Annotated in this window: 11 protein-coding genes; 9 read left to right on the forward strand and 2 right to left on the reverse strand. The window is 45.5% G+C overall.

Annotated features, from left to right (window positions below):
• Positions 1-294: 294 nt before the first annotated feature.
• On the reverse strand, positions 295-1,872 hold the full coding sequence (locus AAKU61_RS06920) for a methyl-accepting chemotaxis protein (RefSeq protein WP_354330775.1): 1,578 nt from the start codon (positions 1,870-1,872) through the stop codon (positions 295-297).
• 469 nt (positions 1,873-2,341) lie between these two features.
• Between AAKU61_RS06920 and AAKU61_RS06925 the strand changes: the two genes are divergently transcribed.
• The 3 genes from AAKU61_RS06925 to AAKU61_RS06935 all read left to right on the forward strand — a co-directional run bounded on the left by AAKU61_RS06925 (position 2,342) and on the right by AAKU61_RS06935 (position 6,838).
• A complete protein-coding gene (locus AAKU61_RS06925) occupies positions 2,342-3,601 on the forward strand; it encodes an ATP-grasp domain-containing protein (RefSeq protein WP_354330777.1) in 1,260 nt (419 codons plus the stop codon).
• A 417-nt stretch (positions 3,602-4,018) separates the two neighbouring features.
• Positions 4,019-6,130 (forward strand): alkaline phosphatase family protein, encoded by a 2,112-nt coding sequence (locus AAKU61_RS06930; protein WP_354330779.1) that lies wholly within the window; start codon positions 4,019-4,021, stop codon positions 6,128-6,130.
• A gap of 21 nt (positions 6,131-6,151) precedes the next feature.
• A complete protein-coding gene (locus tag AAKU61_RS06935; protein ID WP_354330781.1) occupies positions 6,152-6,838 on the forward strand; it encodes a hypothetical protein in 687 nt (228 codons plus the stop codon).
• Between the two features lie 95 nt (positions 6,839-6,933).
• On the opposite strand, the gene AAKU61_RS06940 is transcribed toward AAKU61_RS06935, so the two are convergent.
• Entirely contained in the window at positions 6,934-7,992 is a 1,059-nt protein-coding gene (locus AAKU61_RS06940; protein ID WP_354330782.1) for a stealth family protein, read from the reverse strand.
• 543 nt (positions 7,993-8,535) lie between these two features.
• Here AAKU61_RS06940 and AAKU61_RS06945 point away from each other — a divergent pair.
• The 6 genes from AAKU61_RS06945 (at position 8,536) to AAKU61_RS06970 (ending at position 14,677) form a co-directional block, all read left to right on the forward strand.
• Complete coding sequence (locus AAKU61_RS06945; protein WP_354330784.1) at positions 8,536-9,228, forward strand: IS6 family transposase; 693 nt, start codon at positions 8,536-8,538, stop codon at positions 9,226-9,228.
• Between the two features lie 656 nt (positions 9,229-9,884).
• Entirely contained in the window at positions 9,885-11,657 is a 1,773-nt protein-coding gene (locus tag AAKU61_RS06950) for a TnsD family Tn7-like transposition protein (protein ID WP_354330786.1), read from the forward strand.
• A gap of 120 nt (positions 11,658-11,777) precedes the next feature.
• Positions 11,778-12,752, forward strand: a complete 975-nt coding sequence (locus AAKU61_RS06955) for an HAD domain-containing protein (protein ID WP_354330788.1) — start codon at positions 11,778-11,780, stop codon at positions 12,750-12,752.
• A gap of 1,016 nt (positions 12,753-13,768) precedes the next feature.
• Positions 13,769-14,011 (forward strand): hypothetical protein, encoded by a 243-nt coding sequence (locus AAKU61_RS06960; RefSeq protein WP_354330790.1) that lies wholly within the window; start codon positions 13,769-13,771, stop codon positions 14,009-14,011.
• Positions 14,012-14,101: 90 nt separating this feature from the next.
• Positions 14,102-14,407: a hypothetical protein gene (locus AAKU61_RS06965; protein WP_354330792.1), complete on the forward strand. Its 306-nt coding sequence runs from the start codon at positions 14,102-14,104 to the stop codon at positions 14,405-14,407.
• 90 nt (positions 14,408-14,497) lie between these two features.
• Positions 14,498-14,677, forward strand: coding sequence for a hypothetical protein (locus AAKU61_RS06970; protein ID WP_354330794.1), 180 nt, complete (start codon positions 14,498-14,500; stop codon positions 14,675-14,677).
• Positions 14,678-14,734: the final 57 nt, after the last annotated feature.

A 14,734-nucleotide genomic window follows, 5' to 3' on the forward strand; every position in this document is an offset into this window, starting at 1 on the left:
TTATCGTGTGAAGAAGGTATGGCTGGTCATGTCGCTAGCTGATATTTTATATACCCTACCCCTGTATTTTTAATGTGTCCATAGGATCATTGGGCAATGACCAGTATTTTTATTAAAAATCGGGGAGTATATCTAGTTGAGATTTTTTGACCTACGAAGCTTACTCATAGCTATGCTTGATTTTGCTCGTTGTGTTTTGGAAGCGCTTACTTTCGTGCGATCGCGTCGTGACCAGTTTTGTCAAATTGCGTTATCGCACGAGAGTGCGCCTCAGACTCGTGTGTAAGCCAAGACTTAAGCTGATATCGCCGTATATCTATGCGCTGCATCAAGCTTGAATATGCTGACGACGGATGCCAGGTTGGCTGCCTGTTCTTGCATGGATTGCGCTGCGGCGGCGGCTTGCTCTACCAGTGCGGCATTTTGCTGCGTGACTTCGTCCATTTGCGTAATCGCCAGATTGACTTCCTCGATGCCGGTACTTTGTTCATTGCTGGCAGCAGAAATTTCTGCAACGACGTCGGTGACGCGGCGCACGCTGGCGACGACTTCTGCCATCGTCGTGCCAGCTTTTTGAACTAAGGTGGTACCGGAATCGACTTTTTGTACAGAATCGTCAATCAGTGATTTGATTTCTTTGGCTGCCGCCGCGCTGCGCTGCGCCAGATTGCGCACCTCAGAGGCGACTACCGCAAAGCCACGACCTTGCTCACCCGCGCGGGCGGCTTCGACTGCGGCGTTTAAAGCGAGAATATTGGTTTGAAACGCAATGCCGTCAATTACGCTGATGATATCGACAATCTTTTTAGATGATGCGCTGATCGATTCCATGGTAGCGATCACTTCGCCGACAACTTTGCCTCCATCGGTAGCAATTCCGGATGCTGATTGGGCAAGTTGATTGGCTTGACGGGCATTGTCGGCATTTTGCTTGACGGTAGAAGTTAGCTCTTCCATTGCAGAGGCAGTTTCTTCAAGCGAGCTGGCTTGCTCTTCTGTACGGCTGGATAAATCTAAATTGCCGCTGGCGATTTCGGATGACGCTGTGGCAATCGTATCTGTACCCAAGCGTACCTGCCCGACGACATGCAGCAGGCTGTCGTTCATGGCACGAAGTGATTCCATCAGTTGGCCGGTTTCGTCGGTACTTGAGGAGACGATAGTGCCAGTGAGATCACCCTCGGCTACCCGTTTCGCAATGCTGACAGCTTCGTTTAACGGCACAGAGACAGTGCGCGCAATAAACATCGCTAACATAATCCCAATGATGATCAGCGAGATCAGTATGCCGATGATCAGCGTACGCGATAGGACATAAGCTTCGTCTGCTGATTTATTTGAGGCGTTACTACCGTCCGTATTAATTTTGATCAGCGCGTCGATTTTTTCTGTTGCGTCACGAAATAACTTACTAGAGTCGGTACGAAAAATCACCCGAGCCTCATCTTTTTTTCCCTCACGGGACAGAGCAAGCATTTTCTTATTTGTGCTTAGATAGTCTTCTATAGTTTTTTCGAGTTCTGGATAGATGCGTTTTTCTTCTGTCTCTGAAACTAAGGCTGCATAAACTGCCTGCTGTTTTCGAAATATCTCCAGCCGGGTCGCCAATGATTTTTCGGTCGCGGTCATTTCAGATTCCTCAGCAGACATAATGTGGGTGGATTCAGAAATACGAAAACGTGCAAGCGATGTTTGCATTTGTCCGCCAGCCGTGATGCTAGGTAACCAATTGGTAGCAATGTCAGTTGATGCGTTGTTGACCTTAACAAGTTGCGCTATCGAGAAAATACCTAAAAAGCAGGCCATTACAATGACGATGGCAAAACCTAATATCAATTTTTTACCAATTTTTAAGTCATAGAACCAGTTCATAGCGCATCCTCTTGTGGGTGAATTTTTCAGGCTTAGCAGTGCAATTACATTTTAAAAAGTAAGAGACTAATCAAGACCTCAATTACATTGCTCAGTTAAGGTAATGAGGTGATAGCTTCTTACGGTGCATCTAGTTTTATAGTGCAATTGAGAAACGCCTAAGGTACAAAAGTGTACCACCACCATTTGAATTTGATGTTGTAGTAATGCTATAAAAATCATCCTTAGAATTGTCGCAAAAGCGTTTTGAGAGAGTAGGATGAAAAGCGTTTTTTCTAATGCCTAAGTCGTTAACGATAACTTATTTTTAATATACTCCCCATTATTTTTATTAAAATTGCCTTATTGTCCAGTTATTCTATGGGTAATTAAAATATACTAGATACGAGTATTTATTCATCAGTAGTGGATCATGAGTATTGCTTTAATACTAAAACCACGAGTTCATTAAGATAACGGAGTGGTCGCCTTGGTCTTGATTTCTTCGCCTCCTGACGATAATCCGCCGTTGCTCGGTTTGGCATGCCTGATGCGGATGGCGCACAACGGTATTGATCTTTCGCCCTATGTCCGTCGCGCTGCCAGCAGCCCGGATGACGCTACTATGCTGATGAGCCTGGCGGTATTCTTTCAACTTTCTGGTAACACGCCATTGGCGCTGGAATTACAAGCCAAGGCACTGGGCTTGAGTCAGCATTATCGAATGGCGGCACCCAGCGGTCATGTTGCTTTAAGAATGTTGGTGCTGTTGCGCGCGGGCGAAATGATGGACAACACGCCTGTCGATTTCTTACTGGAGGGATCAGATATCGCTGTGGATTTGATTTATCTGGGAGACAACCTAGCGTTTCCTGAGTCAGTCCCTGAGCACGACATCTTGTTTGTGGCCGTCAGTCAATCGGATCAGAATAATCCGCTTTTACATCAGATCAGCGCTAAGTTAAAAAATTGGCCTCGCCCGGTGTTAAATCATCCCGTACGTATTGCCGTACTATCCCGCAATGGCGTCAGTGATCTGCTGGGTGCTACCTTGTCAGCAGCATCGTTGAGGATTCCAGTGTCGCTACGCTTGTCACGTCAGGAATTGCAACAATTTGCGCTTGACTACGCCGATACCAATTCTGCATTAACAATCAAGCTTAAATTCCCACTGATTATCCGTCCGCTAGATTCCCACGGCGGCAAGGGACTGGCAAAGCTGGATAACGTCAGCGCGATGAGCGCTTATTTGCAAGCACATACTAGTGAGTCATTCGATGAGCTATTCTATCTGGCAGCTTATGTTGATTATCGTAGCCAGGATGGATTGTTTCGTAAATATCGGGTCGCCTTGATTGATGGCCATCCTTATATTTGTCATATGGCTTTGTCAGACAATTGGGTCATCCATTATATGAATGCAGGTATGGAGGAGAGTGCTGCCAAGCGCGCTGAAGAATCTCAGTTCATGGATGGCTTTGATGAGAGCTTTGCGCAGCGTCACCGTGTAGCATTTTCTGCGATAAATGAGCGTTTGCAGCTCGACTATGCCGTAATTGATTGCGCAGAAACCCAAGACGGTCGGTTGTTGATTTTTGAGATAGACAATACCGGCTTTGTGCATGCTTTTGATGCAGCTGGCGTCTTCTCTTACAAATTAGAGCACATGAATAAACTCTTTGTCGCCTTTCAAACCATGTTGTTGAAGAGATCGAAAATAGATCTACTGCATCCTAAGGCTACGCTATAACTACCAATTGATCATTGCTACTCATCTCCGCAAGACCAAACTACAAGCCTAAAAATAGACTAAGAAAATAAGCTCTATTACATCTCTGTCAGTTTTAATTGTAACAATTGTTACATTTTTCATTAATTTGTCATGTCAGCGTCACTTCACTGTCATTCGCACTCTTTAACATTGCAACCTCATTAATGTTGTTTTGGCGGTGTTTTTGATCGCGTCTTTGCCCACGTTTTCTTTAGACGTTTTTGCTAATTCGTTCTTACCAAATTTTATCCAATTAAATGTCAGCCTCAACTGTGCGCTTTCCTACGCATGCTTTGCGTACGCTTACGATGCCTGTACTTGCATAGCTGGTTGTTTTGCTGATGTTTATTTTGCTGTTATTTATTTTATTCATCATCAACTTCAAGAGATCCTATTATGCGTCAATCTGTATTAGTTCTCAGCCTGGCAGCTGTACTTGCTTCGCTAGCTGGTTGTGGCGGTTCCAGTAATGTTGCCAGTGCTCCTGCAACGCCTCCTCCAGTGACACCTGCAGTACAACGCACCATCATCATGGTGTGGGATGGATTGCGTCCAGATTCAGTCAATCCAACCGACACTCCTAACCTGTATGCCTTGCGTCAACAAGGTGTGCAATTTGCCGATCATCATTCGACTTATCCAACCTTCACAATGATGAATGGTTCGTCTTTTGCAACCGGTTCTTTTCCAAAAACTAGCGGTTTCTACGGCAATACATTCTGGACGCCGCCACAAGCTGGCGCTACTCAAGCTATTCCTGTTGGCAAGTCAGCAGCAGGCAATGCTCAGGATTATCAAGATCCGGTATTTACAGAAGATTACGCTGTATTGAGCACGCTCAATGATTATTACGGTGGTCAATTATTGTTAGTCAAAACCTTATTTAAGACGGCACAAGATGCAGGTCTGAAAACAGCCACTATCGGTAAATCTGGCGCTGCGTTTATTCAAGATCTTGGTCGCGGCGGGATTTTTCTTGATGAGAACGCGGTATTGCCGCAATCTCTGGTGACCGATTTGCAGGCTGCTAATTATGCTTTACCGCTGAATACGACCTTTGCTTATCCGGCTGGCACAGTGACGCTCAGCGCCACTAACGGCAATCCAACAGCGCGTGCTGGTGCATTGACGTTTGCCTTACCAAATGGCCTGCAAGCCAAAGATGCGACCGATACAACGCAAGGCAATCCAGAAGACGCTGCCAACAAATACATGATGAACATTTATACCAGTTTCATCTTGCCGAAAAAATTACCAGACTTGTCTTTAATCTGGTTCCGCACACCAGATAATACTGAGCATGCTTATGGACCAGGTTCAGCTAATTACCGTAAAGCGCTGGCATCACAAGATACGCGTTTGGGTGAATTGCAAGCTGGTTTGAAGGCAGCTGGTTTGGATACAACGACAAATATTATTGTGGTGTCTGATCACGCACACAGCAATGTATCTGGCCCAACCAGTTTGTTCCCATTGCGCGCAATCAACGCAAGCACAACAGTGACCAGTGGTGTAACCAATGCGACGCTGGGCGCTAAAGATTCTGTTACTGGTTTCTCAGTTTCTGGTGATGTACGTACTGCCGATTTATTGACATTTGCTGGCTTCAAAGCATTTGATGGTAACGGTTGCAGCACGAGTGCCATGTACGGTATTAAATCTGATGGCAGCAATGTGTATAACGTCGGTGTCGACACCACAGGTACTTTGTGCGGCACTACCAACGCTAAATATCAAGCAATCAGCGCGACTTTAGCTACACCGGTTGCCAGTTTTAAAGTACCGGCAACATTGCCAGCCAACGGCATCGTGATCGCGGCTAACGGTGGCTCTGATTACCTCTACATGCCAGATCATGATCTGACTACAGTGACCAATGTTGTGCGCTTCTTGCAATCACGTGAAGAATATGGTGCGATCTTTGTTGATAGTCGTTACGGTGCGATTCCAGGCACATTGCCGATGGCGATGATCAATCTGGAAAACAGTGTACGTTCCAGCAAAGGGCAGCCGGATGTGGTGGTGAGCTTCAATTGGGATTCGCAACAATTAGTCAATGGTTTGCCAGGCATTGAGTTTGAAAGTACCGGCGGCAATCGCGGCATGCATGGCAGCTTCAGCCCGATCGATGTACATAATACCTTGATCGCCAACGGCCCGGCTTTCCGCACAGGCATCACTATCAGCAACCCAACCGGTAACGTAGACGTAGCACCCACAGTTGCTTATATCTTGGGACAATCTATGCCGCAAGCCGATGGACGCGTGCTCAGCGAAGCATTACTTAAACCTGCGACGACATCTTCATTGGTAGTAAAACCATCGATCCTGAATCCGACCACACCATCCACAGGACTGACTTTTAAACTGCCTACTGATCCAACCGGCGTTACCATTGATACTGCATACAGCAATGGCAGCTACTCAGTCAATTTAGTCGTAAAAGACTTGACCATCGATGGTAAAACTTACCGTTATTTTGACTACGCACAAGCAGTTCGTAACTGATCTATTCAATACTAATTATCTATGAAATTGATGCAAGTAAAATCGTTCAACACGGTGAGCCCGCGCCTGGCGCGGGTTTTTTTTATAATCGCAACAACTGTATTTGCCGCGAGTAGTCAGGCTGCCGGACTAGATTTTGATAAAACCTTCAATGACAAAGGTGAGTCACGCCAGTTGCATTACCAGGCGACTTATTCGTTAGATGGAAAAACACATCAAGTTGATATCTGGCGTGACCGCAATCAACAACTAAAGCGCCGTACCGACGACGCCGTCGAGACATTTATTTTTAAGCCAGCAAAACAGACAGAATGGAGCATGATAGTGCTTGATCTCAAGCGCAAGATCCGCACAGATATTGATCGTACTAATTTATATCGTATCGGCCATTTCACTGACTGGTTTAGCCTGTCGCATTCCTTAAGCAGACCAACGGCGCAATACCAACTGAGCACTACCACAACGCCAGTACTGGAAGAGAAGCCGATTTCAGCCTGCACCTGGTACAGCCTGAGCCGCAATAATCAGGAAAGCAAAATCTGCTGGAGCAAAAACCTACACTTACCTTTAGTGATTGCTGACCACAACAATCAAGTGCAATGGCGTGTGACTAACGCGAATACAAAAAATATCGCCGCCTCAGCGTTTCAAATTCAAGATCAGGGGTTTGTACGGAATAATGCTAACGAGGATATTCAAGCGGATTGATATCAATTCAATTGATGGTTAAATTGGATGTCGAACAGTCGAGCGGTCATTGTAGAAACAAAAAAAGTTCGCAAGCGGAACTATTGTTTATAAAATTAGGAGAAGACCATTGCGCCGGTTTTAGGCTCCCAGAAATCAACGGACGATGAAGTCATCGAATCTCGGAACAACAGCTCAAACTTCGATGGTTCAGGTAGCAATTTTTTCAGAGTCTGGACGACGCGAAGCAAGCGGAAGTCGTTTTCTGGCGCATCATCACAGGTATCGTTGATACAAAAAAACGGTAGCTCGCCAAAGTTGGCAAGTAGAGCATCGAACTGTCGTTTGGCATGATTGTCGCCAGTATTTATATGCAAAGGATCTAATACTATTTGTTGGGCAACCCCTATGTGTACCATCCAGCGTGGAACTAGATCGGGAACGATTGCGGGCGATCGCCATGAGCGGAATGTTGTTGAACGTACCCGTTCGAATAATTCTGGTGCAATTTGTTCAAGCGCAAACATTGCACTGCGGAGCATGGGACGGGGGGAGTGCGAATAAACGCGGGGATCATGACTGTAGGTCGAATAGCGCTGTGAGAGCCAATTCCTCGATAGTATTGACGCATTGACCAACGCCGACTCATCGGGTTGTAAGACTTCATAGTCTGGTATTGATTTTGTCTCAGAAAAAATTCTCAGACAGTCACCAAACCACCAATCAATATCGACTTTCGCACCGAAAAAAACATCGTCGTTGAGATAGATAAATTTTTCTGACAAGTCAGGGATATGATGCAGGTAAGACTCTATATGACCTGAGTCAAACACCGATCCTGCCATGTTCGGAATCAAATCTCGATGATTAATGATAGTGATGTATTCCGACGAACGCAGCCATGATGGAGTCTGATCATCGCTGATGATATAAACGTGACCGTGCTCAGGAAAAAACTTTTCCAATGCGCGTAGGTTGAATAGCAGCTCTCCGTTGTCGCGATATCTGCCAGCCGTGTTTCCGTGCGCTGCTAACTCGTCTGGATTTTCTATTATCCAGTGAGCATACGCCTGCTCCCGTTTTATTTGCCACATCGGATCTGAACCGTCTACCCATAAATAGACAATATCGATTTGTTCCGAAACCTTACGTGCGTCGTTCATTAAGCCAGCCATCTTTCTATCCGTATTATTTTGAGTGGTACACGTTCTATGCGAGCTCTTGCAGGACTTGTCAGACTAGCTGCATCGAAACGACAATTGTCCTGTCCATACCTAGAAGATTTAGTCGTCGATATCCCTAAGTCAAAGAAACTCACGGTTCAATTTAAAATTCGAATGATGTTGACAGTTACATCGCGTTTCCATATCCGGAAGACGCGCTATGAACGTGATTCATTGCGATGTAATGATTTGTTCGTGTTGTAGGCACTGACAAATGAAGTGAGACTGCTAAAGTCCAAAAGAAAAAGGGCTGCAAATAACTGCAACCCCTTGTATCTTATGGCTATCCTTCCCTGATATTAATCAAGTCGTTGCGGAGTAGCAATCAAATCAAGCAGACGAAGGTTAACAGCGATTGCCGAGTTTCACAAGAGTTTTCGAGCCTAAACTAGCGGGTCATAGAATAGACAGGACACGAGGACGGTTCTGTCGCATTAGTGAGGTTAGTGGAGCCGATGAGGTAAACTGCGATGCCCAAACGCAGGAAAAATTGACATGATCAGCTTCAAAGGGATGCGCTTTCCGATCGATGTGATCTTGGTGTGCACCCGGTGGTACGCCGCTTACCCGTTGAGCTATCGGCATCTGGAGGAAATGATGGAAGAGCGCGGCGTGTCGGTCGATCACTCATCAATCAACCGCTGGGCTATCCGCTTTCTGCCGCTCATCGAAAAGATGGCGCGCAGATATAAGCGCCCGCTTGGCGGCAGCTGGCGTATGGATGAGACATACATCAAGGTGAAAGGCGCTTGGAAATATCTCTACCGCGCCGTGGATAAGCAGGGCATGACCGTGGACTTCCTGCTGACAGCCAAACGCGACATGGCTGCGGCAAAGCGCTTTTTTAACAAAGCGATGGGAGCGAACGGGGATCCTGACAAGGTCGCAATGGATAAGAGCGGAGCCAACAAGGCTGCCATTGATGCGATCAATATTGGCCGCGTTCAGCCTATCGTTGTGCGCCAGGTCAAGTATCTCAACAACATCGTTGAGCAGGACCACCGCGGCATCAAGCGGATAACCAAACCGATGCTTAACTTCAAATCTTTTCGATCGGCCAGCGCAGTGCTCGCTGGCATCGAGCTCATGCACATGATTCGAAAAGGTCAGTTTGACACTGATGGTCTTGCGGACCTGTCATTTGCGCAACAATTCTATGCCCTGGTAGGACAGGTCCGTCCAGCGTAAAGGTACACCCTCGTCGTGTCTGCAAGAGCTGGTCTCAGCTAAACAACGCGACAGAACCTCCAAGAGTCTAAGAAGATTGCTTTCGATATCAGAAAAAGTGTGGTGAAGGCGGCCAGATTTGATGCCCGGAATGCGGGCAACACGGCCCTGAGATGGAACATCGTAAATAGTTAGCCAGGGCAAATAATCGATGCCGGTGCCCTGGCCGCGCCCTTCCCTGAGGAAGCGCGCATGTTTTGCCTCGTCGAATTCGTATCTACGCTTTGCCATGACATAGGAATTTGAATGCAGTAGCTTAGAATAAATCTTCTAGCGCATGATGCAACTATATTATTAATGTAAAGACTTTATTAGCTATGTAAAGACTTTATTATTAAGAGACAGGTCATGTTCGCTCGAAATATACTTCGGAACACTCCACTAAGCCTGGCTTAACTTCTTGTGAACCCGTGCCGCAAATCTTTCCGGCTAAAGATCAGAACTTCCATCAGTGTTCAATATTTCTAGTGAATCGAAAGATAATTAACTTCAGAACACAAAAAACGCTTTAGATTATTTCTAAATTGAGACGTTTTTTTTATCCTTGGCATGCGACATATTTTGATGCAGTATCTACTTTTGAATGAACATTCACCGATGGATTTGCATCTACGTAAATGCCAAGTAGCCAATCAGACCTCTTTCCATTAGCGGGAATTCCGAATTGGCTTCCAAACGAACTTCTATTTAGTTTAGGAAGTCGATACCACCTATATTCAGCGAACTCCAGATCATCAGCAACGTGCAATCAACTCTTTGGAGCCCCTAGAGCTGGTTATCAACATGATTTCCCGTGCCGCATTGAAGAGTTTGCTCGTCGGTCAGGATATTCAATAGGAAGTGCTATTGAGATCATTCGTGAGCACACAATCCTACCTTTTTACCTTCCATTTCGACCGGTATCCGATCAGGAATTGGCGATTTTTTCAATGAAGAGCGACACGGTTCAATCTTTGAAATACCGTCTTGGAATTTTGACTAGCCGTTTTCGAGCTAACCATCCGTTAAAAGCTTGTACAGAATGTATTGAGGCTGACAAAAAGAATCATCATATCTCGTATTGGCATCTGGACCATCAATATCCTGGAGTTTGGACTTGCCCCACTCATCGAATACCTCTTTTGGAATCTTTGGTCAAATCGAATGGCGTTGGGCGATTTCTTTGGTATCTTCCCAGTGAAGATATTCTGACTTCAGCATTTACTTTCTACACTAATGATTTGGTATCTCAATCACTAATCGAAATGCGTGCATTTTCAGAAATAGTTCTGGCATATAGTTATTTACCCGCTGGCTTTCATTTTGATGCGCAACGATTACTTGATACTTACCACGAGGGGTTAAAGAATCATGGCCTAAAGAAAAATAGTGGACAACTAAATTTAGTCAAAATAGGACGGTCATACTTTCAAGCGACTTCGGTTTTACGTGCCACTAATTTGTTAATTGGATTTCCAGAAAATGCACACCAAGCGGAAATGCAAATGAATCGCATGTTGCGGTTGCCACGGTCTGGAACGCATCCATTGAGACATCTTCTAATAGCTAAGTGGCTATTTCAAGACTGGGATGACTTCATGCGCACCTACTCTAAAAGCACTGGACAATTGCAAAAGGCGATATTCGAATTTCCGGCGACTGTGTCAACGGAAACGGCGCAGCTAATCGATATTCGGCGTGAGCAATTTCTGTCGCTATTAAAGACTGAAAAGCTTTCAATTACTAAGGCCGCAGCACGGGTTGAAATTGACACTTCCACCGGCATGGTTTGGGCCACAAAGGCAGGAATTGAAATTTCGCGACGCCCGAAAATATTAAAAGAAGAAATCCGGAAAAAATTAGTTGCAGATTTACGTATTGGCTTAGAAAAACAAACTGTCTCTGAAAAATATTCTATTTCAATACAATTGGTAACAACAACTCTACGTACTGAAGTGGGATTGCATCTTTCTTGGCAGGTGGCTCAACAAACAAATCGATTAATGAAACATCGTGCAGAGTGGGATGCTTTAGTAAATGAAAATAGAAATTCAGGGCTGAAAATCATACGAGCATTGGCACCGGCTACCTATGCATGGTTGTATCGAAATGATAGGGAATGGCTGCGAGATAAAACTTCAAACCTGGCTTCTGCTTTGCGTGGAAATTATTCATCTATCGACTGGGACAAGCGAGATCAGTGTCTTGCTAACGAAGTGCGACGCATTGCGTTGGCTCTTTATGACAGACATAGGTCTCACAAATTACATTTATGGGAGATTTATCAAAAATTGCCGGAATTGAAGGCGAAATTGAAATCGCTCAATAGATTGCCATTAACCAAAAGCGCAATTGAATTCGCGCTCTTGGGGCAAACCAAGAAACAAAATTTAGATGGTGGGTTATTTTAATTCTCCTAGACTGTGCGACCTTGACACGATAAATCGAATTAAGCACGAAGTTGAGATTGATGGCGATGTGGATGCTTATAGGATGGGAAAATTTGATATGTTGATGGCATTGGAATTGGTATGATTCTTTTTTTGGACTTCGATGGTACTTTGCATCCTTTAAGCAGGGAATTTGGTGCGCTATCGCAGCTTCCCCAGTTCGAGAAAGTCATGCGTGACTTCCCCGATGTCCAAATTGTAATCTCCAGCGCTTGGCGCACCGACTATACGTTGCCAGCCATTCGTAGTTTTTTTTCCGATGCCATCGGCAGACGCATCATCGATGTGACACCGTGCTTGGACAGCGTGTTGACAGAGGACGGGAATTTTCATCTACGGCAGGTTGAGATCGAGCGCTGGCTGGCCGCAAATGGTCGAGAGAAGGAAACATGGGTGGCGCTGGACGACACCAGCATCCTGTTTCCCGACGGATCGCGCAATTTGGTGTGGGTGGACGGTGATCGTGGATTCAACGAGTCGACTGAGATCGAGTTGCGCAGGCGCTTAAATGAGAAAGAAACGCAAAAATGTCAAACAGCGTTCAATATTTACCACCTGTCAGCGTCCAAATTTTTCCACTTTATCGGCTTGTTCAGAACGATTTTTGCTGTGCTTAAATCGGTAAGAATCGTTCCCGGTTTCCACAGCTATACATTTGAAATGGAGGTACTGCCTCAAGCTGAATCTCTTGCAGTCGCTTTGGCGCGACATTTTGAGTCTTTACACGACCACCGAAAGAGTAGTACGCATCCAGCTGAACACTGGCACATTGAAACTAGGCCAACCCAGGGAGTGCCAATACAAGTTCTTGCCGACGTTCTTCATGCCTGGGTGTTCGAAATGGAATATTCGCCAAAGCTTGGAGATGATCGAGCTTGGGTGGGCAAGAACATAACCGAGAATCTTGCACGAAAATTGGTCGCGCAATTTGACGGCGAAGTAACGGTGCACGAGGTTCTCAGTTCTCCTACTATGTGGTATGAAGCTCACTGGCGGGACTTCGCTATTTCGAGCGGTGGTCGAAATTTCCTTCTTCACCTGGGAGTCACGGATTGAACCCTAACAAGACACTCGACTGGGAGTCGCCCATGAAGAAGTCACTTTTATTTACACCTTTGGCGGCGACCCCGTCAGTTCTGCGTTAGAAGACATGAGACACAGTTCCACTAATCTGAGATACACCAAGATTCTCGCTGTAGCCACATTACTGGCTATTGCAAACATCATTCGGCTCAGCCTTAATCCAGACAACTATTTCTTCTACAAGTCGGACGATCGTCTCGACTGGACTCATCCGACATTGCGTGTGACATTCATTTGCCTCATCGTGATAGCTGAAGGCCTATTTGCCTGGCTCACATTATTCGGTCCAGTTCCAAAAAGTAATTTGGCAAGGCGTCTTACTGGACTTATTCTTTTTGTTCCTTGGGTAATGCTTTCATCATTATTCGTTATTCACGCGCCAGTCCACATGCTCTTTCATATTCTCTGGGCTTGGGCAATTGCCATTTGCTTGCTCATAGGTGTCATTTTTTCTTTCGTAGGCACTGAAAAATAAAATGATGCCTTCTAACTATTCATTCAAGCGGACAGCTGCCCCGAAATTTGAGTAAACTGATGTTATCAGCGGTGGCTGCCGCTCAATTCAATCGTTAGGCGTCGTAAATGGCTGGATCAATCATCATTGCGCAGAACGTTATTCTTGGGTTCAACACGGTGGCCTTTCACTATATCGTTGAGAAAATACGATCTCACTTTGACGAGAATAGAAAGTTTGTAATGGAGCGCATATACGAACCTCTCGATGAAGGAGGGATGACGTTTATCGATATTAGTGTTGCTAGTACAGATGAATTCAGGGAGTTCTGTGGTGCTACAGCTAGATGTCGATCTGAGTGCAATGCGAATCCGACTGCATATGATGTATGGTGGGATAGGCTTTGGGAGATGCTTTCAGAGGATTCGAGATTCTATGCCTAACATGACTTTCGAAAATGACGCGCGAATATTCGCCTTCTTAACATTTGCTGATTGGCGCGCGCGCCTTTCAAATCAACGTTAGGCATCAACGCATGACTATTTGGAAAACTGTTGGTGTAGTGGTTGAAGGTGATCACATCAATGTAAGTGGTGTTAATCCATGGAACCACGAGTGGAAAAAAAGTGAACAAGAACTCGTGCAACTCCCACATCCAAGCCATCCTCACCAAATGCACACAATGGAAGTATATGAAATTGAAACCGCAGGCCGATATATTTTATTTGCGGCAGGCGAGTTGTCTGCGAATGTCTGGGGGTTTTATGTACCAGCCTAACAGGTCAATCGACGGAGAATCGCCAATGACTATTTCACTTAAATTTTTGACCGTCGTGGCGATCCCGTCATTTCGGCGTTAGGCATCAGCATGAGTAAACCATGGACTGAGCGGCACGGAGGTATTTGGCTCAATAAAGCCAGCACAGTAGATCAGCTCGTTGTTGAAGAATATGATTCCGAGAGAGATTCCTTTACTCTGATATGGCAGCGTGCTTCTGACGGCCATTTTCAAATCGAGTATCTAGTGAAGGGCAACGCTAGTAGTGACCCACAATGGTCATTGCCGTTCTGGGAAAATATCGCTGGTCAAGGAATCTATGGTACGTTATCTGACGCCCAAGCAGACTTAAAAGCCATTGTGAGTGGATACCGTCAAAGAGCTATTGATACCTAACCGGACGATCGATAGGGAATCGCGGATGATAATTTCAGTATTTTTTGAACCCATGAAGGTGATCCCTTCATCTCTGCGTTGGACATCAAAATGCATCCACTAGTCATTGAATATCGTGCGTTACCGGCAAGCACTGATCATCTTCCAGATGATGGTCTGAACGACCGCAAACGGGTCCTTATCAACACGTTGGACACCGAAGCAAATGACAAAGACGTTTCCGCACTGCTCCGTAAGCGTCCAACGCTACCATCTATGAACAGCAAATAATTTCATGCACTGTCCAGACTGGATCATTTTGGAGAGCAAAGTATGTCAAGAATCAAA

The organism is Undibacterium sp. GrIS 1.2, from assembly GCF_040544435.1.
Taxonomy (GTDB): domain Bacteria; phylum Pseudomonadota; class Gammaproteobacteria; order Burkholderiales; family Burkholderiaceae_D; genus Undibacterium.